26 protein-coding genes and 1 tRNA gene are annotated in these 25,976 nt (G+C 35.5%); 26 read left to right on the forward strand and 1 reads right to left on the reverse strand.

Annotated features, from left to right (window positions below; translation table 11 throughout):
• Positions 1-12: 12 nt before the first annotated feature.
• The 18 genes from ppaX to CWS01_RS10955 all read left to right on the forward strand — a co-directional run bounded on the left by ppaX (position 13) and on the right by CWS01_RS10955 (position 16,137).
• Positions 13-690: a pyrophosphatase PpaX gene (gene ppaX / locus CWS01_RS10875; protein WP_101177227.1), complete on the forward strand. Its 678-nt coding sequence runs from the start codon at positions 13-15 to the stop codon at positions 688-690.
• Positions 687-1,217 carry an acyltransferase gene (locus tag CWS01_RS10880; protein ID WP_101177228.1) on the forward strand — a complete coding sequence of 177 codons (531 nt, stop codon included), beginning with the start codon at positions 687-689 and terminating at the stop codon, positions 1,215-1,217. Before ppaX ends, CWS01_RS10880 begins: the two co-directional genes overlap by 4 nt.
• A 374-nt stretch (positions 1,218-1,591) precedes the next feature.
• Positions 1,592-2,776 carry an ATP phosphoribosyltransferase regulatory subunit gene (locus CWS01_RS10885; RefSeq protein WP_101177229.1) on the forward strand — a complete coding sequence of 395 codons (1,185 nt, stop codon included), beginning with the start codon at positions 1,592-1,594 and terminating at the stop codon, positions 2,774-2,776.
• Entirely contained in the window at positions 2,773-3,417 is a 645-nt protein-coding gene (gene hisG, locus CWS01_RS10890) for an ATP phosphoribosyltransferase (protein ID WP_101177230.1), read from the forward strand. The genes CWS01_RS10885 and hisG overlap by 4 nt, the downstream gene beginning before the upstream one ends.
• Before the next feature lie 30 nt (positions 3,418-3,447).
• Positions 3,448-4,713, forward strand: coding sequence for a histidinol dehydrogenase (gene hisD, locus CWS01_RS10895; protein ID WP_101177231.1), 1,266 nt, complete (start codon positions 3,448-3,450; stop codon positions 4,711-4,713).
• A 49-nt stretch (positions 4,714-4,762) separates the two neighbouring features.
• Positions 4,763-5,350 (forward strand): imidazoleglycerol-phosphate dehydratase HisB, encoded by a 588-nt coding sequence (hisB, locus tag CWS01_RS10900; RefSeq protein ID WP_101177232.1) that lies wholly within the window; start codon positions 4,763-4,765, stop codon positions 5,348-5,350.
• A gap of 1 nt (position 5,351) precedes the next feature.
• Positions 5,352-5,975: an imidazole glycerol phosphate synthase subunit HisH gene (gene hisH / locus CWS01_RS10905; protein WP_101177233.1), complete on the forward strand. Its 624-nt coding sequence runs from the start codon at positions 5,352-5,354 to the stop codon at positions 5,973-5,975.
• A 5-nt stretch (positions 5,976-5,980) separates the two neighbouring features.
• Complete coding sequence (gene hisA / locus CWS01_RS10910) at positions 5,981-6,715, forward strand: 1-(5-phosphoribosyl)-5-[(5-phosphoribosylamino)methylideneamino]imidazole-4-carboxamide isomerase (protein WP_101177234.1); 735 nt, start codon at positions 5,981-5,983, stop codon at positions 6,713-6,715.
• Positions 6,709-7,470: an imidazole glycerol phosphate synthase subunit HisF gene (gene hisF / locus CWS01_RS10915; RefSeq protein WP_101177235.1), complete on the forward strand. Its 762-nt coding sequence runs from the start codon at positions 6,709-6,711 to the stop codon at positions 7,468-7,470. The genes hisA and hisF overlap by 7 nt, the downstream gene beginning before the upstream one ends.
• Positions 7,467-8,111, forward strand: a complete 645-nt coding sequence (hisIE, locus tag CWS01_RS10920; RefSeq protein WP_101177236.1) for a bifunctional phosphoribosyl-AMP cyclohydrolase/phosphoribosyl-ATP diphosphatase HisIE — start codon at positions 7,467-7,469, stop codon at positions 8,109-8,111. The genes hisF and hisIE overlap by 4 nt, the downstream gene beginning before the upstream one ends.
• 225 nt (positions 8,112-8,336) lie before the next feature.
• Positions 8,337-9,842 carry a tetratricopeptide repeat protein gene (locus CWS01_RS10925; RefSeq protein WP_101177237.1) on the forward strand — a complete coding sequence of 502 codons (1,506 nt, stop codon included), beginning with the start codon at positions 8,337-8,339 and terminating at the stop codon, positions 9,840-9,842.
• Between the two features lie 376 nt (positions 9,843-10,218).
• Positions 10,219-11,172, forward strand: a complete 954-nt coding sequence (gene trxB, locus CWS01_RS10930; RefSeq protein WP_101177238.1) for a thioredoxin-disulfide reductase — start codon at positions 10,219-10,221, stop codon at positions 11,170-11,172.
• A gap of 342 nt (positions 11,173-11,514) precedes the next feature.
• A complete protein-coding gene (locus CWS01_RS22660; protein ID WP_168714388.1) occupies positions 11,515-11,652 on the forward strand; it encodes a hypothetical protein in 138 nt (45 codons plus the stop codon).
• 461 nt (positions 11,653-12,113) lie between these two features.
• Positions 12,114-12,572, forward strand: coding sequence for an NUDIX hydrolase (locus CWS01_RS10935; RefSeq protein ID WP_101177239.1), 459 nt, complete (start codon positions 12,114-12,116; stop codon positions 12,570-12,572).
• A gap of 19 nt (positions 12,573-12,591) precedes the next feature.
• On the forward strand, positions 12,592-13,473 hold the full coding sequence (gene rapZ, locus CWS01_RS10940) for an RNase adapter RapZ (protein ID WP_101177240.1): 882 nt from the start codon (positions 12,592-12,594) through the stop codon (positions 13,471-13,473).
• 5 nt (positions 13,474-13,478) lie between these two features.
• Positions 13,479-14,453, forward strand: a complete 975-nt coding sequence (locus tag CWS01_RS10945) for a gluconeogenesis factor YvcK family protein (RefSeq protein ID WP_101177241.1) — start codon at positions 13,479-13,481, stop codon at positions 14,451-14,453.
• Positions 14,454-14,643: 190 nt separating this feature from the next.
• Positions 14,644-15,588, forward strand: coding sequence for a DNA-binding protein WhiA (gene whiA, locus CWS01_RS10950; RefSeq protein ID WP_101177242.1), 945 nt, complete (start codon positions 14,644-14,646; stop codon positions 15,586-15,588).
• 303 nt (positions 15,589-15,891) lie between these two features.
• Positions 15,892-16,137 (forward strand): HPr family phosphocarrier protein, encoded by a 246-nt coding sequence (locus tag CWS01_RS10955; protein ID WP_101177243.1) that lies wholly within the window; start codon positions 15,892-15,894, stop codon positions 16,135-16,137.
• A gap of 46 nt (positions 16,138-16,183) precedes the next feature.
• Here the strand turns inward: CWS01_RS10955 and clpP are convergent, their stop codons facing one another.
• Positions 16,184-16,795, reverse strand: a complete 612-nt coding sequence (gene clpP, locus CWS01_RS10960; protein WP_101177244.1) for an ATP-dependent Clp endopeptidase proteolytic subunit ClpP — start codon at positions 16,793-16,795, stop codon at positions 16,184-16,186.
• 329 nt (positions 16,796-17,124) lie between these two features.
• Here clpP and CWS01_RS10965 point away from each other — a divergent pair.
• From CWS01_RS10965 to CWS01_RS11000, 8 genes are all read left to right on the forward strand, one after another.
• Positions 17,125-17,196: transfer RNA gene (locus CWS01_RS10965), tRNA-Arg, on the forward strand.
• Positions 17,197-17,500: 304 nt separating this feature from the next.
• Positions 17,501-18,517 (forward strand): sugar-binding transcriptional regulator, encoded by a 1,017-nt coding sequence (locus CWS01_RS10970; RefSeq protein WP_101177245.1) that lies wholly within the window; start codon positions 17,501-17,503, stop codon positions 18,515-18,517.
• A 52-nt stretch (positions 18,518-18,569) separates the two neighbouring features.
• Positions 18,570-19,577 carry a type I glyceraldehyde-3-phosphate dehydrogenase gene (gene gap / locus CWS01_RS10975; RefSeq protein WP_101177246.1) on the forward strand — a complete coding sequence of 336 codons (1,008 nt, stop codon included), beginning with the start codon at positions 18,570-18,572 and terminating at the stop codon, positions 19,575-19,577.
• Positions 19,578-19,686: 109 nt separating this feature from the next.
• A complete protein-coding gene (locus CWS01_RS10980; RefSeq protein ID WP_101177247.1) occupies positions 19,687-20,871 on the forward strand; it encodes a phosphoglycerate kinase in 1,185 nt (394 codons plus the stop codon).
• Between the two features lie 36 nt (positions 20,872-20,907).
• Positions 20,908-21,666 (forward strand): triose-phosphate isomerase, encoded by a 759-nt coding sequence (gene tpiA / locus CWS01_RS10985; protein WP_101177248.1) that lies wholly within the window; start codon positions 20,908-20,910, stop codon positions 21,664-21,666.
• The gene (gpmI, locus tag CWS01_RS10990; RefSeq protein ID WP_101177249.1) at positions 21,663-23,198 is read left to right on the forward strand and encodes a 2,3-bisphosphoglycerate-independent phosphoglycerate mutase; all 1,536 of its coding nucleotides are present in this window, start codon (positions 21,663-21,665) and stop codon (positions 23,196-23,198) included. The genes tpiA and gpmI overlap by 4 nt, the downstream gene beginning before the upstream one ends.
• Positions 23,199-23,222: 24 nt before the next feature.
• The gene (eno, locus tag CWS01_RS10995; protein ID WP_101177250.1) at positions 23,223-24,518 is read left to right on the forward strand and encodes a phosphopyruvate hydratase; all 1,296 of its coding nucleotides are present in this window, start codon (positions 23,223-23,225) and stop codon (positions 24,516-24,518) included.
• A 455-nt stretch (positions 24,519-24,973) separates the two neighbouring features.
• Positions 24,974-25,936, forward strand: coding sequence for a LacI family DNA-binding transcriptional regulator (locus CWS01_RS11000; protein WP_101177251.1), 963 nt, complete (start codon positions 24,974-24,976; stop codon positions 25,934-25,936).
• Positions 25,937-25,976: the final 40 nt, after the last annotated feature.

The following is a 25,976-nucleotide window of genomic DNA, read 5'->3' on the forward strand; positions in this document are numbered from 1 at the left end:
TTGCATATATAAATGGATAGAAGGGAAAGTAAAATTTTGAGTAAAAAAATAAATGCAATATTATTTGATTTAGATGGAACCCTTATTAATACAAATGAATTAATTATTTCTTCTTTTTTACATACATTAGAGCAATACTATCCAACCCAATATAAAAGAGAAGATGTATTGCCATTTATGGGACCTTCCCTTAAGGAAACATTTGAATCCCTAGATGCAGAAAAAGCGGAAGAAATGATTAAAGTATATCGGGAATATAATTTAGCCAATCATGACAACATCGTAACAATATTTGATGGTGTGTATGAGACAGTTAAAGAATTAAAGAATCGTGGATTTAAACTCGCTATCGTAACAACAAAGTTATCAGATGTAGTAGCGATGGGATTAAAACTAACTAGATTAGATGAATTTTTTGAAGTAATTGTTGCAATGGATCATGTGAAAGCAGCTAAACCGGATCCAGAGCCAGTTCTTTTAGCATTAAAAAAACTGCAGGCTAAACCAGAAGAAGCAATGATGATTGGCGATAACCATCATGATATTTTGGCAGGAAAAAATGCTGGAACGATGACAGCAGGAGTTGCTTGGTCATTAAAAGGAAAGCAGCATCTAGCGGAATATAAGCCAGATTATATTTTTGATACTATGGAGGAGTTGCTTTCTATTAAAGAAGTGAAAGCAGAATGAGAAAAACAACACGTTATCCTGTAAGTGGAGCGAACTCGCTGTGGCATGTTTATAAAACAGTTCCTTTTATAAAAGTAATAAAAAATTTCATCATTATTCAATTAGCAAGATATACTCCTTTTCTTGCATGTAAAAATTGGATGTATCGAACTTTTTTGCGAATGAATATTGGAGAGCAGACATCATTCGCTTTAATGGTGATGCTTGACATTATGTATCCTGAAAAAATAAAAGTAGGGAAAAATACCATTATTGGATACAATACAACAATTCTCACCCATGAATATTTAATAGATGAATATAGAATCGGAGATATTGAAATTGGTGATGAGGTAATGATTGGAGCAAACTCTACTATTTTGCCTGGAGTAACAATTGGTGATGGAGCAATCGTTTCTGCAGGTACACTTGTTCATCAAGATGTGCCTGTTGGAAGTTTTGTCGGCGGAAATCCCATGCAGATCATTTATACAGCGGAAGAAATGAAAGAACGTAATAAAAATAATGCCGTTTATATTGTAGAATAATCAAAAGAAGCGACTGCTATTGAAAACTTATTCCAAAAAACACCATGTTACATCCCCTAGAAACTTTTGTAATGGAATGAGATTTCCTTTAAGCAGTCGTCTTTTTTTAACTTTATTTTTGCATTCTTCTGATATTAACTAATAGCATGGAAAAAATAAAAAAGAAACAAATGTGACTAATTTTTTCTTTAATTAACTGAATGTTTAAATAGTATGCTCCGTTTTTTAAGTTCAGAATTGTATAAAAATGAAAGGGGATTTTGTATTTTTTTCTTGACCTCTTGTTAGAGGAGGAGTAAACTACAAATAACTCTTTAATTTGTTAGTATATTAGCGAACTAAAGTATTCGGAATATTCGACAAGAGGTGTAATGATGAGCAGCTTATTTATGTTTGAAAAGCCATTAGGCATGAGAGATACATTACCAGAAACGTATGAAACAAAAAATAAAATAAAAAGAAAAATGGAAAAAGACATAAAAAAATGGGGATATCAATTTATTGAAACACCTACATTAGAATATTATGAAACAGTTGGTAGTGCTTCTGCGATTTTGGATCAACAGTTATTTAAATTATTGGACCAACAAGGACATACACTTGTGCTTCGACCTGATATGACAGCACCAATTGCCCGTGTTGCTGCATCTAAATTATTAACGGAACAATTGCCGCTGCGATTAGCTTATAATGCTTCTGTATTTCGTGCACAGCAAAGAGAAGGTGGACGCCCGGCGGAATTTGAGCAAATTGGTGTGGAGTATATTGGGGATAAAACAATTAGTGCAGACGGTGAAGGAATTGCCTTGATGATTTCTTCTTTAAAAGAAGCAGGATTAGAAAACTTTCAATTATCGATCGGACATATTGGATTTGTGCAGACTTTCTTTTTGCAAATATTGGGCACAAAGGACAGAGCAGATGCTTTAACTAAATATTTATATGAAAAAAATTATGTTGGTTATCGTCAGCATGTAGATAAATTGTCTTTATCTAGTATTGATAAACAGAGATTGCATCAATTTTTAAAATTAAGAGGCGGAGAAGAAGTAATTAATTTTGCCTATGATTTAATTGAAGATAATAAAGGAAAAAGTGCCATAGATGAATTAAAACAATTGTGGGAAATTCTTGTGGATTATGAAGAAGCAGGAAGAGTGAAACTGGACTTAACATTAGTCAGTCATATGAGCTATTACACTGGCATTTTATATGAAGTATATGCAGAGGGAGTAGGTTTTCCAATCGGCAGTGGAGGAAGATACGACCTTTTGCTTGAAAAATTCGGCAAATCAACCGGGGCAACAGGTTTTGCTATCCGTATGGATCATTTGTTGGAAGCCCTGGGCGAAATAGAACAAACAAAAGATATTCACTGTATTTTATTTAGTGGAGATCGCAGAAAAGAAGCTTTTGAGCTGGCAAAGGAAAAAAGAGCAGCGGGCATTAAAGTGATTACACAGGATATTAATGGAGTTGGCAATGTCGACGCATGTACCAAACAATATAATGAAATATCATTATTAGTAGGAAAAGCAGGAATGGAGGTTGTGAAATGAGTGATGTATTGACAATTGCCATGCCAAAAGGAAGAATCTTTGAAGAAGCAGCAAACCTATTGCGTGAAGCAGGATTTAAATTGCCTCCAGAGTTTGATGATTCTAGAAAGCTGATTATTGATGTAGAAGAAGAGAATTTTCGGTTTATCTTGGCAAAGCCAATGGATGTGCCGACCTATGTGGAACATGGAGTAGCTGATTTAGGAATAGCTGGAAAAGATGTGATGTTAGAAGAAGAGCGGGATGTTTATGAACTTTTAGATTTAAAAATTAGTGCATGCTATCTTGCTGTAGCAGGATTGCCTAATACAAAACTAAATGAAATTGCGCCTCGGGTTGCAACAAAATATCCAAAGGTTGCAGCAGCATATTTTAGGGAGCAAGGTTCACAAGTAGAAATTATTAAACTGAACGGGTCGATTGAACTTGCGCCAATAATTGGCCTATCAGATAGAATTGTTGATATTGTTTCAACAGGTAAAACGCTTGTAGAAAATGGGTTAATCGAATATGAACGAATTGTGGATATTACATCACGCCTAATCGTCAATCCAGCGAGTTACCGAATGAAAGATGAACGAATCAGCGACTTAGTGGAACGGCTAAATCATGTTGTTAAAGGCAATGCATTAACAAGATAACACCTACATGGAACGAAAGGAGGACTTATCATGAAGATTGTCTATGGCGGAGATAATATTACTATCAAACGTTCTGTAGATTCAGGGACAGAAGAACAGAGAAATATTGTTAAAGAGATTATTGAAAATGTACGGGTAAATGGAGATAGTGCATTACAGGAGTATACGCAAAAATTTGATCGTACAGAGATTAAAAATTTTTTTGTAACGGAACAAGAAATCGAAGAAGCATATAGCGATATAGAGCAAGACATGGTAGAAATTATTAAAGAAGCAGCAGAAAATATTCGCAGTTATCATAAAAATCAGCTAAAGTCATCCTGGATGGTAACAAAAGAAAATGGATCCATTCTTGGCCAAAAGGTAACGCCATTAGATTCTGTAGGGGTGTATGTGCCAGGTGGAACAGCAGCATACCCTTCATCGGTTCTAATGAATGTTATGCCAGCACATGTTGCTGGTGTTAAAAGAATTGTTATGGTGTCCCCTCCAGGAGAAAACGGGAAAATCCCAAGTGCTGTTTTAGTTGCTGCACATATTGCAGGAGTGAAAGAAATATATAAAGTCGGTGGAGCACAAGGAGTTGCTGCATTGGCATATGGCACAAAAACCATTGCACCTGTGGATAAAATCGTGGGACCAGGCAATATTTATGTTGCACTTGCTAAACGAGAAGTATTTGGCGATGTAGATATTGATATGATTGCAGGACCGAGTGAAATTGCCATTTTAGCAGATGATACAGCAAAAGCAAAAGAAGTAGCAGCTGATTTATTATCACAAGCAGAACATGATATAAGAGCAAGTGCTGTTTTAGTTACTACATCAGAAAATCTTGCTGTTGCTGTTGCAAAAGAGGTAGAACAGCAGCTAAGCAATTTGCCCCGTAAGGAAATTGCTCAAAAGTCTATTGAGGATTTTGGTTTAATCCTTGTTAAGGAAACAATGGAAGAAGCTGTTGAAACGATCAATGAATTAGCACCAGAGCATTTAGAAATTATAACAGAAGATGCTTTTGAACGAATTGGCGCCATTCGCCATGCAGGTGCAATCTTTGTAGGGCGTTATAGTTCAGAACCAGTTGGAGATTATTTTGCAGGGACTAATCATGTTCTTCCGACAAATGGAACAGCGAGGTTCTCAAGCCCATTAAATGTCGAAGATTTTCAAAAAAAATCAAGTGTTATTTATTATAGCAAAAATGCTTTTTTTGAAAATGCAGAGAAAATTGCTGCTTTTGCACGATTAGAAGGCTTAGAAGCACATGCAAGAGCGATTGAGTCAAGATATAAATAATATATATGTTTATTGTAATAGATTAGTAGATGTTTTTGGAGGGATTAGGATGGGAAGAACAGCAGCCATAAACAGAAAAACAGGTGAAACAAATATTCAGCTATCATTTAATATTGACGGAGAAGGCATTTCGGAAATTGATACTGGAGTACCATTTATGAATCATATGCTCGATCTTTTTACAAAACATGGCCAATTTAATTTAACGGTACAGGCAAATGGTGATATTGAAGTAGATGATCATCATACAACAGAGGATATTGGAATTTGCCTTGGTCAAGCCTTGCAGAATGCTGTCGGCGATAAAAAAGGCATTAAAAGATATGGAAACAGTTTTGTGCCAATGGACGAAACATTAGCGCAAGTAGTAGTGGATTTGAGCAATCGTCCTCATTTAGAATTTCGTGCAGAATTCCCAAGCCAAAAGGTAGGAACTTTTGATACAGAGTTAGTGCATGAGTTTTTATGGAAGTTTGCATTAGAAGCAAGAATGAATTTGCATGTTATTTTGCATTATGGAAGCAATACTCATCATATGATTGAAGCAATCTTCAAAGCAATGGCAAGAGCTCTTGATGAAGCAACAACCATTGACCCAAGAATCAAAGGGGTACCTTCTACGAAAGGAATGCTGTAATATGCTAGGCATTATTGATTATGGAATGGGGAATTTATTTAGCGTCAGCAAGGCGCTTGAGCGATTAGATGTTCCTTATTTTATTTCAGATGACAAAGAAGAATTAATGGAAGCTGATGCACTAATTCTTCCAGGAGTGGGTGCATTTAAAGATGCGATGAGCTGTTTAAATGATACAGGATTATCTGCGATGATTTGTTCCTATGTAGAAAGTGGACGCCCTCTTTTAGGCATTTGCCTTGGCATGCAGCTTCTATTTGAAGAAAGCGAAGAACATGGTCTTACAAAAGGATTGAGTTTGCTTCCAGGAAGAGTCGTTCGTTTTTCAGGAAAAACGGCTAATGGAGAAGCGTATAAGGTTCCGCATATGGGATGGAATTTATTATCTTTTCAGAAAAACGGTTTGTTAACAGAAAACTTGCAGGATGACTATGCTTATTTTGTTCACTCTTATTATGCACAAACAGAGGAAGACGTGATAATTGCAAAAAGCATCTATGATAAAGAAGTACCTGCTGTTGTTGGAAAAGACAATGTGTATGGCATGCAATTCCATCCTGAAAAAAGCAGTAAGCTAGGAATGCAATTATTAAATAACTTTACACAGCTGATAAAGAAAGGATGAAATAAATGAGCTTCACAGTATATCCTGCAATTGATATGCGCGGTGGGAAATGTGTACGCCTGCTGCAAGGGGACTATGATAAAGAAACAGTCTATGGAGATTCTCCTTTTGAAATGGCAAAAAATTTCGCTGAGCAAGGCAGCAAATGGATACATATGGTAGACCTTGATGGAGCAAAAGATGGAAAAAGAGTAAATGACTCCTTTGTTATTGATGCGGCTCAAAAATTAGGCGTTAATGTGCAAATTGGTGGAGGCATACGTACAGAAGAGGACATCGTGCATTATTTAGATAAAGGAATAACACGAGTAATCATCGGAAGCATTGCTGTGTCTAATCCGGAATTTGCTATTGAAATGATTCGTAAATATGGCTCAAAAATAGCAGTAGGCATCGATGCAAAAAATGGCTTTGTGGCTACACATGGATGGATTACTACATCAGAGGCACGGGCAGTTGATTTAGGAAAAAGATTTGCTGATGCAGGAGCGGAAACTTTTATTTTTACAGATATAGCAACAGATGGGATGCTTAGCGGGCCAAATCTTCAAGCGGTAAAAGAAATGGCAATAGAAACAGGGAAAGAAGTAATTGCTTCAGGTGGCGTCAGTCAATTAGAAGATCTAGTGGCATTAAAGGAATTAAGCAATGCGGGCGTTCGTGGCGTCATTGTTGGGAAAGCATTGTATGAAGGGCGATTTTCTGTACAAGAAGCATTAGAGGTGAGTAGTTCATGTTAACGAAAAGGATTATTCCATGTTTAGATGTAAAGGATGGCCGTGTTGTTAAGGGAGTGCAGTTTGTTCAATTAAGAGATGCTGGAGATCCAGTAGAGCTGGCAAGATTTTATGATGAACAAGGTGCAGATGAACTCGTATTTTTAGATATTTCCGCATCCCATGAGGGCAGAAAAACAATGGTAGATGTAGTGAAAGAAGTTGCATCAGAACTAGCCATTCCTTTTACAGTTGGCGGTGGCATCAATACCTTAGACGATATGAAAAAAACTCTTCGTGCTGGTGCTGACAAAGTGTCTTTAAATACTGCAGCAGTAACAAATCCGAATCTAATTGCTGAAGGCGCAAATTTTTTTGGTTCTCAGTGTATTGTAGTTGCGATTGATGCCAAATTTGATCAGGAGATAAATACTTGGCGCGTTTTCACACATGGAGGAAGAAAAGCGACAGACAGGGATGTTATTTCTTGGGCGAAAGAAGCGGTAACACTTGGTGCAGGGGAGATTCTTTTAACAAGCATGGACTCAGATGGCGAAAAAAAAGGGTTTGATTTAGCTTTAACAAAAGCGGTAAGTGAGGCAGTTACTGTACCTGTTATTGCATCTGGTGGTGCAGGAAATGCAGAACATTTTGCAGATGTTTTTTTCGAAGAGGGAAAAGCAGATGCTGCACTTGCTGCATCGATCTTTCATTATAAAGAAACATCAGTACATGAGGTAAAGGAATATTTGAAAGAAAGAGGAGTGCTTGTTAGATGAATATGGAAGAATTAGCATTTGACGATAAAGGACTTATCCCAGCAATCGTTCAAGATGCTGCTACAAAAGAAGTATTAACTTTAGCATATATGAATAAAGAATCGTTAGGAAAATCAATAGAAACGGGAGAAACTTGGTTTTTTAGCAGATCAAGACAAGAACTGTGGCATAAGGGAGCTACTAGCGGCAACACGCAGAAAATTGTAGACATAAAATTTGACTGTGATTCAGATGCTTTAGTTGTATTAGTAAATCCTAAGGGAGCAGCTTGTCATAATGGCACAACGAGCTGCTTTGTAGAAAGTTTTTATCAAAATCGTGATGCAGGAGGCGGAGATTTTGATTCCGCTCCGTACAAAATTTTATATAATCTTGAACAAGTGATTAAAGAACGGGAAGCTAATCGTCCAGAAGGTGCTTATACAACCTATTTATTTGAAAAAGGGGTAGATAAAATCCTTAAAAAGGTTGGGGAAGAAGCATCCGAAGTAATTATTGCAGCGAAAAATCGCGATGCCGAAGAATTAAAATGGGAAGCAGCTGACCTATTATATCATTTGCTTGTATTATTAAGAGAGCAAGATTTGCCTTTTGCGGAAATTTTAACGGTATTGGAAAAACGTCACCAAGAAAAAGGATAAGGGATATGGAGAGTCTACCTGAAGTTGTTGCAGCTTTTTAGGGGACTCTTTTTTTGGGAGTTTCGTTTGAGTAACAGCAATATCTTTTAAGAGAATGTTGAAATCAACACAAAACTTCCAACAATGCTTCTTCTCTGAATGCTTTATCATATGGTATACTACATTAGTTATCGTTAATTATAGGTTATGTTCTAAGAGGGACTTTCATTAATATTGGAGGATTTTATGCATAAAAACTCAAAAATTTTACAACCGATGGGTAAAATTATTACATTTAATCCTACAGGCGAATATTATTTTTCAAAAGGCATTAAAGCATATCATCGAAGAGATTATTATAAATCATTAAAGTATCTGCAAAGAGCGCAAGCGTTAGAGCCAGGAGAACCAATGATTCTATGCCAGCTTGCTATTGTTTATGCAGATACTGGAGAATACAAAAAATCAAATGAGCTTCTTCATCTTATTATTGAAGAGTTGGATGAAGAGATGGTGGAATGTTATTATTTCCTTGCAAATAATTATGCGCATTTAGGATTTTTTAAGGATGCATACTATCATGCAAATCTTTATTTGAAATTAGATCCAGATGGGGAGTTTGTGGAGGATACAGAAGATCTCCTAGAAGTATTGACACTTGAGTCAGATAATTTGCATGAGGAAGATGCATATGAAGAGGAAGATTTAATAACTAGACAGGAAGAAGCAAGAGAATTGCTTGAAACAGGACATTTTCCTAAAGCTGTTGAGGTATTAAATAAGGTAATAGGCGATTATCCAGAGTATTGGTCAGCTTATAACAATCTTGCATTAGCATATTTTTATCTTGGAGATGTAAAAAAAGCAAATAGTATCTTGGATGAAGTACTAGAAAAAAACATGGGGAACTTGCATGCACTATGCAATAAGTTAGTATTTGCTTTTTATGAAGATGAAAAGGAAAATGTACAGCAATTAACGGAAATGCTAAAAAAAATCAATCCGATGTCCGTTGATCATCAATATAAGCTTGGGACAACATTTGCATTAGTAGGAGAATATACTCCAGCTTTCTTTTGGCTGCGGAAACTTTATAAACAGGGGTTTTCAGGAGATGCTTCTTTCCATTATTGGTTAGCCTATGCGGCTTTTTTTACAGGAAGAGAGAATTTTGCTACATCCATTTGGGAGAAAGTGTTGCAAGAAAATCCTGAGAAAAAAGGGCATGAACCATGGAATAAAATGACAAATAATGTTGTTGGATTTGAAGATCATGTAGATTCTATTCGCAAAAGATTAGAAAGCGATCATTTGGAAGAGCGATTATTTGCATGGTTTTTAACAAGCGTTTCTTCTTATAAAGACGAAATAATTTCCTCTATCAAAATGCCAGAATATCTTGGTCTATCGCCGCTGGAAGAACAATATTATTCTTACATTAAAACGGGTCTTCAAATGAAAGAGCCGACACTTATGCATGCACATAATACAGCATTATTGATGTATAAAAAACATCACCCAATTGGAACTTCTGAGGCAGGGTTATATTTAATGTGGTTTTCTGTTTTTATTGGATTGCACAAAGACGGAATTTCTATGAAAAATAATCTGGCTTTTGCTGCTGCCATGGAATATATATGGCATAAGTACAGAAATGAAAAAATTTCACAACAAGAAGCAGCAGCTTATTACGATCTTTCTACTTCCACACTGCAAAAATACGTTAAATTAGTAACAGATTATTTAGGATAAGCAAATAGTATCCATTATTCATTTAACAGGTTCTGCAGTGAGCAGATTTTTGGACTATTAGCAGTTTGTTTTATAGGATAGTAATAGATGGTCATACTTATAGTAGAAATAGCACATACTTTATTATGGCATTAGAAGGTATTTTTCTTATAGGAAAAATATAATGTTAACGTACTAAACATACTATAGATGATATAAAGGAAAAAATACTTGATAAAATATATGGACATTTATGTTCATAAACATTGGTAATTTTGAATGAGAAAAAGCCTTTGCTTTAGCTGAAAGGCTTATAACTATAGATTTCATAATACAGAACCGACATGTTTTATCAAAAAACTATTTAACAAAGCCTATTAAAAAGGAGGAGAATAGGATGACAGATGAAAAAATTTATGATGTTATAATTATTGGTGCAGGTCCTGCAGGAATGACAGCAGCAGTTTACACTTCACGCGCTAATTTATCGACACTTATGATTGAAAGAGGCATACCTGGAGGACAAATGGCAAACACAGAGGATGTTGAAAACTTCCCAGGTTTTGAAAGCATCCTAGGTCCAGATTTATCGAATAAGATGTTTAATCATGCGAAGAAATTTGGAGCAGAATATGCATATGGCGATATTAAAGAAGTTGTGGATGGAAAAGAATATAAAACAGTAAAAGCAGGTTCTAAAGAATATAAGGCAAGAGCTGTTATTCTATCAACAGGAGCAGAATATAAAAAAGTAGGCGTACCAGGTGAAAAAGAACTTGGCGGCCGTGGAGTATCTTACTGTGCTGTTTGTGATGGAGCATTCTTTAAAAATAAACGCCTATTTGTCATTGGTGGAGGAGACTCAGCTGTTGAAGAAGGAGTATATTTAACTCGTTTTGCATCACAAGTTACCATCGTCCATCGCCGTGATGAACTGCGTGCACAAAAAATACTTCAACAAAGAGCATTCGATAATGAGAAAGTTGATTTTATTTGGAATCATACGATTAAATCCATTAATGAAAAAGATGGAAAAGTTGGCAGTGTGACACTTGTTTCAACAGTAGATGATACAGAACAGGAATTAGATGCAGATGGTGTATTTATTTATATCGGCATGGTTCCTTTATCAAAACCTTTTGAAAATCTTGGTGTTACTAATGAAAATGGCTATATTGAGACAAATGAACGAATGGAAACGAAAGTTCCAGGCATTTTTGCAGCAGGAGATATTCGTGAAAAATCATTGCGTCAAATTGTGACAGCTACAGGTGATGGAAGCATTGCCGCACAAAGTGTTCAGCACTATGTAGAAGAATTGCTGGAGACATTAAAAGAAAAAGCTAAGTAATTAGGTTTGTAAGAGGGAGATGCGAAAAAGTGTCACCCTCTTTTAATTCTGCTGTAATAAAAGTGAAACATTTTTTGGGTAATATACAAGTAGAATTAACCCCCTTTAAGATATATATTTTTTGCATAGGTGATCAGCCTATGCTTTTTTTGTGCCTGAAAATCATCTCCTTCTTTTAATGTTCGCGAAACCCATTTTCTTTATTACTAATGAAAAAAATAGAAAAGTGAAGAGTTATAGAAACAAAATAACGATTATTATTTGGAAAGATAGATGATTTATTTTATATATATAAGTATATACATTGTAATAGAAGCGATAACATGCATGGAGGTCTTCTTTATGAAAAAGGAGAAAGTGGTTAGCGGATATAGCAGCTATAAAGGGTCTGGAAAAATGCTTAACGCAATCGCTATGGATTTATTTCCAATAATATTCATCCTCAAACGAAAACAATCAAAAAATCTGGCTACTGGATGAAAGAAGTCAGTCGAAATAATGGAATTTAGTAAATTTTAGTCTGTTTGATCAAAACAGCGGGAAAAAGACTAAACAGAAATAGTGAGTAAGCAGAAAGACCACTGTATGTCCTCTCAGCAAGTGGTCTTTTTAGCTCGCCTTCAATCTGTTAATGGAGACTTACCGCCTGTCAAATAGGAATAAACTTTTATTCAAAAGCAATGCTAATGAATAGATTAATCAAATATTGTCCAATTGGAAAAGCAGGGGCATTAAAAAGATGTATTTAGAGTTAGATTTGCAATACTCTCCTCTATTTTCTTTTTCTACCTACAATTTTAGATGATTGATGCAAAAACTAGATTGCTGCCCTTTAAATACAAATGTCATTTTATTGTGGGTGTGTCACATTAATAGTATAATGAAGGGAATGGAGTGTGTTTGCCTACATAAGTTACTTATAAAAGTTTGAGGTGAATAAAATGCAGCGAGTGACAAATTGTTTATTATTAAAGGATAATAAAGTACTTTTATTACAAAAACCTAGGCGTGGTTGGTGGGTTGCTCCTGGAGGGAAAATGGAGCCAGGAGAATCAGTAAGAGACTCATGTATTCGTGAATTTAGGGAAGAAACTGGTATCTATTTAAGAAATCCTAATATTAAAGGGATTTTTACTTTTATTATAAAAGATGGCGATAAGATAGTATCTGAATGGATGATGTTTACCTTTTTTTCTACCAATTCTGATGGCATTCATGTAGAAGAATCAGAAGAAGGAAAAATTGTATGGCATGACTTAGAAGAAATAAAAAATTTGCCAATGGCTGAGGGCGATTATCATATTTTAGATTATATGATCCATGGCAATGGGCTTATTTATGGCACCTTTACGTATACGCCTGATTTTAAATTGATTAGTTATCGATTAGATCCAAGCTGAATTTATAGGGGGAATAAACATGAGTGCGAGTGGATTGAATGAAACACAACTTGTCATTATTACTGGAATGTCTGGTGCTGGGAAAACAGTTGCGATACAAAGCTTTGAAGATCTAGGCTTTTTTTGCGTTGATAATTTGCCGCCAACTCTTTTACAAAAATTTCTAGAACTAATGAAGGATTCCAAGAATAAGATGAATAAAGTCGCATTAGTTATGGATTTAAGAGGAAGAGAGTTCTTTGACCATTTATTCAGTGCTCTTGATGAAATGGCAAAATCATGGGTGGCGCCCCGTGTATTATTTTTAGATGCGGAGGACAGCACCCTTGTAAGAAGATATAAAGAAACAAGAAGATCTCATCCTCTCGCACCATCGGGTCTCCCTTTAGAAGGCATAAAATTGGAACGAGAATTGCTAGAAGAATTAAAAGGCCGGGCTCAAATAATTTATAATACATCACAAAGTTCTCCGAGGGAATTAAGAGAAAAAATCTTAAAGGAATTCTCTAGCAATAAAGATTCTATCTTCACTGTGAATGTTATGAGTTTTGGATTTAAACATGGTCTTCCAATTGATGCAGACTTAGTATTTGATGTGCGTTTTTTACCAAATCCTCATTACGTTGAGCATATGCGCCCGAAAACAGGTCTTGATGTAGAAGTGTCAAGTTATGTATTAAAATGGACTGAAACAAATCAATTTCTTGAGAAAGTAATTGATTTATTGACGTTTATGCTTCCGCATTATAAAAAAGAAGGGAAATCCCAGCTAGTTGTCGCAATAGGGTGTACGGGCGGACAGCATCGATCTGTTGCTTTATCAGAACACATCGGGCATCATTTTGAAAAAGATTATCATGTATCAATAACTCATCGTGATATGAAGAGGAGAAAGGATTAATATGCATGAGTGAAAATGAACAGCCTAGAATAGTAATCATCGGTGGCGGTACAGGTCTATCGGTTTTACTAAGAGGCTTAAAAAAGTATCCTGTTGATATTACAGCAATTGTAACAGTTGCCGATGATGGAGGGAGTTCTGGAAGATTAAGAGATGATCTTGATATCCCAGCACCTGGTGATATAAGAAATGTATTGGCAGCTTTATCGGATGTGGAGCCTTTAGTAGAAGAAATGTTTCAGCATCGATTTTCAAACAGCAAAGATTTAGATGGGCATTCATTAGGAAATTTGATTATTGCAGCGATGACTTCTATAACAGGGAATTTTACGTATGCTATACAAGAAATGAGCAAGGTATTAAATGTTCGTGGGAAAGTATTGCCAGCAACCAATCATAGTGTTGTATTAAATGCTTTAATGGAGGATGGCACAATCATCAGTGGCGAATCAAGAATTCCCCAAAGTGATAAGAAAATTCAAGAAGTATTTTTAACTCCAAAAGATTCTTCACCGCTGCCAGAAGCTTTGCAGGCGATACGTCATGCAGATTTAATTGTAATTGGACCTGGCAGTTTATATACAAGTATTTTGCCTAACTTAATTGTTCCAGAAATTGCAGAGGAACTAGTAAAAGCATCGGCTAAAAAAATATATATCTGCAATATTATGACACAAGCAGGTGAAACATTAAATTATTCCGCCAGCGATCATGTCAAAGCAATCTATAGACATATGAAGAATTCCTTTCTTGATACGATTCTTGTGAATAAAGAAAACATCCCTGAGATTGTACAGGAAAGATACAATGAAGAAAAAGCGAAACCTGTATTTTTTGATACAGATCAGTTGAAATATCTTGGCTTAAATGTCATTGTGGGAGATATTATTAGCTTAGATGAGGGAGCAATACGTCACAATACATTAGAAGTAGCAAAAATACTCTATTCTCTTTTAGACAAGGACGCTTTAAGCGAATAGGAGTATCAACCATAATTTGTAGTCTATTGATTAAGCGGATTACAGCTTATAATGAAAATGCAGGAATATTTTAAAAACCTAAAAATAAAAAAAGAGTATACTAGGTACTGCTCTTTAAATAATTTTGAACGCTATATTAATAATCTACGTGGATTACATAATATTGCGTTTTTTAATGGAGGTGAAGGAAATGTCTTTCGCTTCAGAGACAAAAAAGGAACTAACTACAATTGAAGTCAAAAATTGCTGCGGAAAAGCGGAGCTGTCTGCGTTAATCCAAATGAACGGTACTTTATCTTTTTCTAATCAAAAATTAGTGGTGGATATACAAACCGAAAATGCAGCAATTGCGAGAAGAATCTATACGCTGATTAAAAGGTATTTTGATATTCCAGTAGAACTTCTTGTACGAAAAAAAATGCGGCTAAAGAAGAATAATGTTTATATGGTGCGACTTTCAACTAAAGCAAAAGAGATATTGGAAGAATTGAAAATATTAACAGAAAATTTTATGTTTACACATGAAATATCAGCAGAACTTGTCAAGAAAAAATGCTGTAAACGATCTTATTTAAGAGGGGCTTTTTTAGCTGGCGGTTCTGTTAATAATCCTGAAACATCTTCTTATCACTTGGAAATCTTTTCATTATATAAAGAACATGTTGACGCATTATGTGAGTTAATGAATACCTTTGATTTAAACAGTAAAACGTTAGAAAGAAAAAAAGGCTGTATCACTTATTTAAAAGAAGCTGAAAAAATTACCGAATTTTTAAATATTATTGGTGCGCATGGTGCACTTCTTCGTTTTGAGGATATTCGCATTGTGCGTGATATGAGAAATTCAGTGAATAGGCTGGTTAATTGTGAAACAGCTAATTTAAATAAAACAATTGGGGCCGCATTAAGACAAGTCGAAAATATCCGTTTTATAGATAGGACAGTTGGTTTGCAAATATTGCCAGAAAAACTTCGTGAAATCGCTGAATTACGAGTAGCATATCAGGATGTTACATTAAAGGAACTAGGAGAGATGGTCACTTCTGGAAATATAAGCAAATCAGGCATTAATCATCGTCTAAGAAAAATTGATGAAATTGCCGAAGCTTTGCGAAGGGGAGAAAGTGTAGTTTAATCTTTTTTCATACTATATAAACAGGCAAGTTGCCCTATTAGAGGATTGCTCATTAAAAGGAGGAGTCATAAAGGTGACTTGCCTTTAAAAATAGACTAGATTAACAAAAAATCAGTTTCAGAAAGACAAGGAATATTTTATCTAGGGCGACAAATCACTTTATGCCTTTTAGCGATGTCTAAAAGGAGGTGAACTTTTGCATGGATAATAATAATTAAATGGCATCTATATTAATAGATGATGTTTTGATTGATTACTTGTATAATATAGAATAATAACGTTTTCAGGAGGGATTGTGAAAAGATGGTGGAAAAAGAAATAGTTGTTACGTTAAAAACAGGCCTGCAAGCTCGCCCAGCCGCAATATTTGTGCAAGAAGCATCCAATTATTTATCGGAAGTATTTATTGAGAAGGATGGAAGAAAAGTAAACGCAAAAAGTATAATGGGCATTATGGGGCTAGCGATTAATTCAGGTGCTACTATTAAGTTAATTATTGAAGGCAGCGATGAGATGGAAGCGCTTAAAGAACTTAGTGAGCTATTGTAAAAGAACACCTCGCTTTTAAAAGCGAGGTGTTCTTTTGCAATAAAGTTTATTTATCGTTTTCTTTTTTCTCTGTTAATGTGCTGCGTGTAATGATATGGTCTACAAGGCCGTATTCTTTTGCTCTTTCTGCAGTCATAAAGTTATCGCGTTCTGTATCACGTCCAATTGTTTCAAGTGGTTGACCAGTACGCTCAGAAAGGATACCGTTTAATTTATCACGCAAGAATAGAATTCGTTTTGCGGCAATATCGATTTCTGTTGCTTGCCCTTGAGCTCCACCAAGGGGCTGATGAATCATTACTTCACTATTTGGAAGACAGTAGCGTTTGCCTTTTTCACCTGCTGCAAGCAAAAATGCACCCATAGAAGCAGCCATTCCGATGCAGATAGTCTGCACTTTTGGTCTGATGAATTGCATTGTATCAAAAATAGCCATACCAGCAGTGATGCTTCCACCTGGACTATTGATATAAATAGAAATATCTTTTTCAGGGTTTTCCGCTTCTAAAAATAATAGCTGAGATACAATTGAGTTTGCTACATTATCATCAATTGCGCTTCCTAACATAATAATGCGATCTTTTAATAGACGAGAATAAATATCATAAGCACGTTCTCCTCTATTTGTTTGTTCAATAACTGTAGGAATTAAATTCATTGCAAATCCTCCTTTGAAATCATTTCACGTTATAAGTATTTGTTTCTGTCAGTATAGAATGAAATTTCTATGCTGTATGTAATCATAATGATACACGGATGGTCAATTAAGGTCAAACGATTACTACTATAAGTTAAGAATAATCATTCGAAGCCCATCTATTAGTACAATTATATGCTGAAAAAGTGAAAGTATATAGTTTCTGATAAATTATATTGTCTTTATCAGCATACCCACTCACAATAATTTTAAACAATTCAAACCTTGCAAACAGAGGGGATTTAGCATATAATAGGAAGGTAAAACCTATATGTGGATCATTTTATGTTGCCCTCGTGGTGTAACGGATAGCACGTAAGATTCCGGTTCTTGAAATGGGGGTTCGATTCCCTCCGAGGGCGCTACTATAAAAAACACCTTTTTGCCATCATAGCAAAAAGGTGTTTTTTATTATTTTGATGCTAGCTATAAGTGAGAAGAGAATTGCCGATGATAAAAAGATAAGATTGCATATAGGGCTTGCATCAAAGAGAAAACTTCACTTTTTCGCCAAATTTCACTAAAAATAGACTCATTTAAGTTGAATATCTCTAACACTGGTGTTAGAATAATTTTGTAGCAGGAATGTTTTTTTTTGCATCCACTGGGACATAATATGTCTATGTGGGACTTTCGATGACCACTGTAAGTGAAGGAGCTACATCAATGTTGTCATTTATTGAGATTCAAAAAAGATTATTACCTGATTTGCTTACAGTTATGCAAAAAAGATATTACATACTTCAATACATGAATAATATGCAGCCTGTTGGAAGAAGAAGTTTGGCAGGAAGTTTAGGTCTGACTGAAAGAGTTTTGCGAGGAGAAGTGGAGTTTTTAAAAGAACAGAAACTCATACAGATTTCTACTATTGGAATGTCACTCACTTCAATCGGCAAAGAAACTTTGGAAAGTCTTTCTAGTGTAATGAGAGAAGTAACGGGTATTAATGAAATGGAGAAATTACTGCATAAAAAACTTAACATCAGCAAAGTAATAATTGTTGCTGGTGACAGTGATCATTCTCCATGGGTGAAAAAAGAGATAGGTCTTGCTGCAGCAAATTGTATGAAAACTCTTCTAAGAGGAGATAATATCATCGCGGTTACCGGTGGCACTACGATGGCTTCCGTTGCAGAAATGCTAACCCCTGATGTTGCGGATGGAGACTTACTATTTGTTCCTGCCCGGGGTGGTATAGGGGAAGATGTAAAAAACCAAGCCAATACTATCTGCGCAATGATGGCGGATCATACAGACAGTAAACATCGTGTCTTATATGTTCCCGATGAGGTAAGCGAAGAAATGTACAAAAGCATCATAAAAGACCCTCATATCAGTGAAGTGCTAAGGCTGATAAAATCGGCTGATTTATTAGTGCATGGCATTGGTGAGGCTATTACCATGGCACAGCGCAGAAAGACTAGTGCTAGTAATATGGACATAATTAAAGGAGCTAAAGCAGTTGGCGAAGCGTTTGGTTATTATTTTAACGAAGATGGTCAAGTCGTCCATAAAGTAGAAACAATAGGCATTCGACTTGAAAATTTATCAGAAGTGCCAAATGTAATAGCTGTTGCTGGAGGTTCATCAAAATCAAAGGCTATACGTGCATATTTAAAAAAAGCACCCCCTTCTACTATATTAATTACAGATGAAGGAGCCGCAAAAAGTTTGATATAACGGGAATTCCCTTTATATATTAATATCCTTAAAATTCGAGGAGGAAATAATAATGACAGTAAAAGTTGGTATTAATGGATTTGGACGTATCGGACGTTTAGCATTTAGAAAAATTATGGAAAACCCTGAATTGGAAGTTGTTGCAATCAACGATTTGACTGACACTAAAATGTTAGCACATCTTTTAAAATATGATTCATCTCAAGGAACTTTCCAAGGAGATATCGAAGTTCATGAAGGCTACTTCCTAGTAAACGGTAAAAAAGTAGTAACAACTGCTGAAAGAAACCCTGCAGATCTTAAATGGGGAGAACTTGAAGTAGATACAGTTATCGAATCTACAGGTTTCTTCACTACAAAAGAAAGCGCAGAAGCTCATTTAACAGCAGGAGCTAAAAACGTTGTAATTTCAGCTCCAGCTACTGGCGAAATGAAAACTATTGTTTACAATGTTAACCATGAGATTCTTGACGGATCTGAAACAGTTATTTCTGGTGCTTCTTGTACTACTAACTGTCTTGCTCCAATGGCACAAGTTCTTCAAAATCAATTTGGTATCGTTGAAGGTTTAATGACTACAATTCACGCTTACACTGGCGACCAAAACACTTTAGATGCTCCACATCCAAAAGGTGACTTCCGTCGTGCTCGTGCAGCAGCTGAAAACATCATTCCAAACTCAACTGGTGCTGCTAAAGCAATCGGTCTAGTATTACCAGAACTTCAAGGTAAATTAGATGGAGCTGCACAACGTGTTCCTGTTAAAACTGGTTCATTAACTGAACTTGTAGTAGTTCTTGAGAAAAACGTAACAGTTGAAGAAATAAATGCAGCTATGAAAGAAGCAGCTAACGAATCTTTTGGCTACACTGAAGATGAAATCGTTTCTTCTGATATTATCGGAATTAGCTATGGTTCATTATTTGATGCTACTCAAACAAAAGTAATTACTGTTGGCGACAAACAACTTGTTAAAGCTGTTGCTTGGTATGACAACGAAATGTCTTATACTAACCAACTTGTTAGAACAGTTAAACATTTTGCACAACTTACAAAATAATTTTAGGCCTTACTAAAATTAAGAGTGTAGTGCACTACACTCTTAATCAAACAGCGGAAACATCTTGTTTCCGCTATTTTAAAAAAATAGTAAGTGGAGGGTATCTATAATGAACAAGAAAACAATCCGCGATATCGAATTAAAAGGAAAAAAAGTATTTGTCCGTGTAGATTTCAACGTACCGATGAAAGATCAAACAATTACGGATGAAACAAGAATCCAAGCTGCACTTCCTACAATTAATGAATTAGTAGAAAAAGGTGCAATTGTTATCTTAGCTAGCCACTTAGGACGTCCAAAAGGTGAAGTAGTAGAAGAGTTACGTTTAACTCCAGTTGCTAACCGCCTTTCAGAGCTTTTAGGTAAAGAAGTTGTGAAAACAGACGAGTCTTACGGGGATACAGTTAAAGCAGAAATCAGCAAACTTTCTGAAGGAGATGTTCTTCTTCTTGAAAATGTTCGTTTCAATGCTGGCGAAGAAAAAAATGATGCAGAATTAGCAAAAAACTATGCAGAACTTGCTGACGTTTTCGTAAATGATGCATTTGGGGCAGCACACCGTGCGCATGCTTCAACAGAAGGTATTGCACATCATATTCCTGCAGTATCAGGTTTATTAATGCAAAAAGAATTAGATGTTCTTGGAAAAGCTTTATCTAATCCAGAGCGTCCATTTACTGCTATCATTGGTGGAGCAAAAGTTAAAGATAAAATCGGTGTTATCGAAAATTTACTTGAAAAAGTAGATAACCTAATTATTGGCGGCGGTTTAGCTTATACTTTTGTGAAAGCACTAGGACATGAAGTTGGTTTGTCTCTTTTAGAAAAAGATAAAATTGAACTTGCTAAATCATACATGGAAAAAGCAAAAGAAAAAGGCGTGAAATTCTATATGCCTGTAGATGTTACAATTGCAGACGATTTTTCAGAATCTGCAAACATCAAACAAGTTTCTATTGAAGAAATTCCATCTGATTGGGAAGCTTTAGATATCGGTCCTAAAACAGCAGCAATTTATGCTGATGTAATTAAAAGCTCTAAATTAGTAATTTGGAATGGACCTATGGGTGTATTCGAAATGGATACATTTGCTAAAGGTACAAAAGCAGTAGCAGAAGCACTTGCTGAATCTCAAGATACATACTCTGTAATTGGTGGGGGAGATTCTGCGGCGGCAGTTGAAAAATTTGATTTAGCTGATAAAATGAGTCATATTTCCACTGGTGGCGGTGCATCATTAGAATTTATGGAAGGCAAAGAACTTCCAGGCGTTGTAGCATTAAACGATAAGTAAGCAATAATAAACATAGCATGAAAGGATGTATGAAACATGCGTAAACCTATAATTGCAGGTAACTGGAAAATGAATAAAACGCTTCCTGAAGCAGTTGAATTCATTCAAGAAATAAAAGGTTCTATTCCTTCAAGTGAAAATGTAGACGCGGTAGTATGTGCTCCTGCATTATTTCTTGGACAATTAGTAGAACTTACTGACGGTACTGATGTGAAAATCGGTGCACAAAATATGCATTTTGAAAAAAATGGTGCATTTACTGGCGAAATCAGCCCAGTAGCACTTGAAAATATTGGTGTAAAATATGTTGTGCTTGGGCATTCAGAACGTCGTGAATTCTTTAATGAAACAGACGAAAATGTAAACCTAAAAACAATTGCTGCATTTGAAAATGGCTTAACACCAATCGTTTGTTGTGGAGAAACTTTAGAACAAAGAGAAAATGGCGAAACAAATGATTTCGTTGCGACTCAAGTAACTAAAGCTCTACAAGGTTTAACACCGGATCAATTAAAATCTACAGTTGTAGCATATGAACCAATCTGGGCTATCGGAACTGGGAAATCTTCTACTTCAGCTGACGCTAACGAAGTATGTGCACATATTCGTAAAGTAGTAAGTGAACAGTTTTCTAAAGAAGTTGCTGAAAGCATTCGCATTCAGTACGGCGGCAGTGTAAAACCTGAAAATATTAAAGAATACATGGCTCAATCTGATATTGATGGAGCATTAGTAGGCGGAGCTAGTTTAGAAGCTCAAAGTTTCCTTCAATTATTGGAGGCAGGTAAAGCATGAGTAAATCGCCAGTAGCATTAATCATATTGGATGGCTTTGCTTTAAGAAGCGAACGTATGGGAAATGCCGTTGCTCAAGCAAAAAAGCCTAACTTTGATAAATATTGGAATGAATATCCACATGCAACTTTAGTTGCTAGTGGTGAAGAAGTAGGTCTTCCTGAGGGACAAATGGGTAACTCTGAAGTTGGTCATTTAAATATTGGGGCAGGTCGTATTGTTTATCAAAGTTTAACTAGAGTGAATGTTGCAATCAGAGAAGGAAGTTTTGAGAAAAATGAAACCTTCGTAAATGCAATGAAAAATGCAAAAGAAAAAGGCAAAAATCTTCATCTTTTTGGTTTACTGTCAGATGGAGGAGTACACAGCCATATTGATCATATGTTTGCTCTTCTGCGTCTTGCAAAAGAAGAGGGTATCGAAAATGTATATATTCATGGAATTCTTGATGGGCGAGACGTCGGCCAAAAGACTGCTGAAAAATACATTAAAGAAACTCAAGAAAAAATTAAAGAATATGGCGTAGGCGAATTTGCTACCATCTCAGGGCGTTATTATTCCATGGATAGAGATAAACGCTGGGATCGTGTAGAAAAATCTTATCGTGCAATGGCATATGGAGAAGGACCTAGCTACTCCAATCCTCTTGATGTTGTAGAAGATAATTATCGCAACGGTATATTTGATGAATTTGTATTGCCTTCTGTAATCACAAAAGAAAATGGAGAACCAGTTGCAACGATTGAAGACGAAGATTCAGTGATTTTTTATAATTTCCGTCCAGACCGTGCAATTCAAATCTCTAATACATTTACAAACGAAGACTTCCGTTCATTTGATCGTGGAGAAAATCATCCAAAGAATCTTTATTTTGTATGTTTGACTCACTTTAGTGAAACAGTAAAAGGGTATGTGGCATTTAAGCCAACAAATCTTGATAATACTTTAGGTGAAGTATTATCGCAAAATGGATTAACACAACTTCGTATTGCAGAAACGGAAAAATATCCTCATGTTACTTTCTTTATGAGTGGTGGCCGTGAAGCAGAATTTCCAGGAGAAAAACGTATTTTGATCAACTCACCTAAAGTTGCAACATACGATTTACAACCTGAAATGAGCGCATATGAAGTAACAGATGCATTACTAAAAGAAATCGAAGCAGATAATTTTGACGCTATCATCTTGAATTTTGCAAATCCTGATATGGTTGGGCACTCCGGAATGCTTGAACCAACGATTAAAGCAATTGAAACAGTTGATGAATGTCTAGGGAAAATTATCACATTGATTGAGCAAAAAGGTGGTAAAGCTATCATTACAGCAGATCATGGTAATTCGGATGAAGTTGTAACATTAGATGGCACACCGATGACAGCTCACACTACTAATCCTGTACCAGTTATTGTCACTCAAAAAGATGCAGAATTGCGTACAGATGGTATTCTTGGAGATTTAGCTCCAACTATGTTAGATTTATTAGGGTTAGAAAAACCAGCAGAAATGACTGGAACATCTATTATTAAAAAATAATTTATTTTAAAGGAGAGAATTAATATGCCATATATTCAACATGTATACGCTCGTGAAGTACTAGATTCACGCGGTAACCCAACAGTAGAAGTAGAAATTTTAACAGAATCAGGTTTCTTTGGACGTGCACTTGTGCCATCAGGTGCTTCAACTGGTGAATACGAAGCTGTAGAATTACGTGATGGTGACAAATCTCGTTACCTTGGAAAAGGTGTTCTTAAAGCTGTAGAAAATGTAAATGAAGTAATTGCTGAAGCAATTATCGGTATGGACGTTACAGATCAAGCTGGAATCGATAAAGCAATGATCGAACTTGATGGAACAGAAAATAAAGGTAAATTAGGTGCTAACGCAATCCTTGGTGTTTCCATGGCTGCTGCACATGCTGCTTCTGAAGTAGTAGGTTTACCATTATACCGCTACCTAGGTGGTTTTAATGCAAAACAATTGCCAACTCCAATGATGAACATTATCAATGGTGGTTCACATGCTGATAACAACGTAGATTTCCAAGAATTTATGATTTTACCTGTAGGTGCTCCATCATTTAAAGAAGCTTTACGTACTGGTGCTGAAGTATTCCATGCATTAAAATCAGTATTATCTGCAAAAGGTTTAAATACTGCTGTAGGTGATGAAGGTGGATTCGCTCCAAACCTTGGTTCTAACCGTGAAGCATTAGAAGTAATCATCGAAGCAATCAAAAAAGCAGGATACGAGCCTGGTAAAGATGTATTCTTAGGAATGGATGTTGCTTCTTCTGAATTCTTCAACAAAGAAACTGGCAAATACGATCTTGCAGGAGAAGGCCGTACTGGTTTAACTTCTGAAGAATTAGTGACTTTCTATGAAGAGCTAGTAAACGAATTCCCAATCATCTCTATTGAAGATGGATTAGATGAAAATGACTGGGAAGGTCACAAACTATTAACAGACCGCATCGGTTCTAAAGTTCAATTAGTTGGTGATGATTTATTTGTTACAAACACAAAAAAATTAGCTGAAGGTATTGAAAAAGGAATTGCTAACTCAATCCTTATCAAAGTTAACCAAATTGGTACGTTAACTGAAACTTTCGAAGCTATCGAAATGGCTAAACGTGCTGGTTATACAGCAGTAGTTTCTCACCGTTCTGGTGAAACAGAAGATGCAACAATCGCTGATATTGCTGTTGCTACAAACGCTGGCCAAATCAAAACTGGTTCATTATCTCGTACAGACCGTATCGCTAAATACAACCAACTTCTTCGCATCGAAGACGAGCTTGGCGATTTAGCAGTATATGGCGGTTTAAAATCTTTCTACAACCTTAAAAAATAATAAATTTAAAGGATTGTTTCTTTGAATTTAGTTATACAATATAGGGTCAAAAAAACCTCTTACTTATATATATTTTATATAAGTAAGAGGTTTTTATTTGTTTATAATTATCTATGTGCATTTTGGGGGAGAACAAGTAATTGCATTTGTTGCAGATTAATAAAAGTAATTTAATAAAGAGATGTAAGCAGCGATTACTTATTATTAGTGTCAGAATATACATCAAATAAGTAAAAATAATAGTCCTTATGTTTTTTTAGTGAACTTTGTTTTGTATAGTGTTTTTTTGGGTAAAGAGCTATCGGTAATGATGATAAAATAAGTATGGAACTGCATAAGAAAATTAAGCATAGTATACCTGAAATTATTTCCATCTAACATTCCTCCCTTTAAAATAAGCGTAAATGGTGAAACCCGTTTCAGAGCAAGGGAAAGTTTTATTAGAAGGTGAGTCTATGACAAATATTAAAGATATAGCGAAGATGGCGGGAGTGTCGGTAACAACAGTCTCACGTGTATTAAATAATCATCCATATGTAAGTACTGAAAAAAAAGCTGCAGTGAGACTGGCAATAGAGAAATGCAATTATCAGCGTAATATCAATGCTGTACATTTAAGCAGAGGGCAAACATTTTTAATCGGTGTGGTTATTCCCTTCACTAATCATCCTTATTTCGGTTTATTAGTAGAGGGCATTTCTAATGAAGCAGTAAAGAACAACTATAAATTAGTTTTGTTTCAAACCAACTATAAGGAAGACAGAGAAGTGGAAGCTTTAAAAATGTTGCAGCATAAGCAAATAGATGCTTTAATTATCTGTTCTAGAATTTGTAATTGGGATATTATCGAGGAGTACGTAGCTTATGGACCGATTATTTTATGTGAAGATACACTGGGGAAAAATATATCTTCGACTTATATCGATCATTATAAAAGTTTTTCGAAAGCTTTAGAATATCTTCATAATAAGGGCCATCATAAAATTGGTTATTGTGTAGGCAGAAAAACGGGTACTAACAGTAAACAAAGAGAATCTGCTTATAAAGACTTTCTTTATAAATGGAAGGAAGAATTGAAACAAAATTATATTTTCTATGAGTGTTTTAACTTTGAAGATGGAGAAGAGATAATGCAGCGTTTAATAAAGATGAACGATCCACCATCAGCATTATTAGTTGCAAGCGATCAGGTAGCAGCTGGCATTTTAACTTGCTGCAAGGAACACAATATTCATGTACCAAATGAACTTGCATTAATGGGATTTGACAATCAGCCAATAGCAAAAGTGATGAATATAACTACGCTGGAAATCCCATTAACGGCAGTTGGAAGAAAATTATTTCTCCAGGCAATTAACAGTTCAATCATTTCTCATGAAGAGATAGCTGTCAAATTGATTGAACGACAAACTGTATAGAATAGGTTCTTTTTGGCAATTGAATGGAATATGGAGAATA

Origin of the sequence: Niallia nealsonii, assembly GCF_002835805.1 — a bacterium.
Taxonomy (GTDB): domain Bacteria; phylum Bacillota; class Bacilli; order Bacillales; family Cytobacillaceae; genus Niallia; species Niallia nealsonii.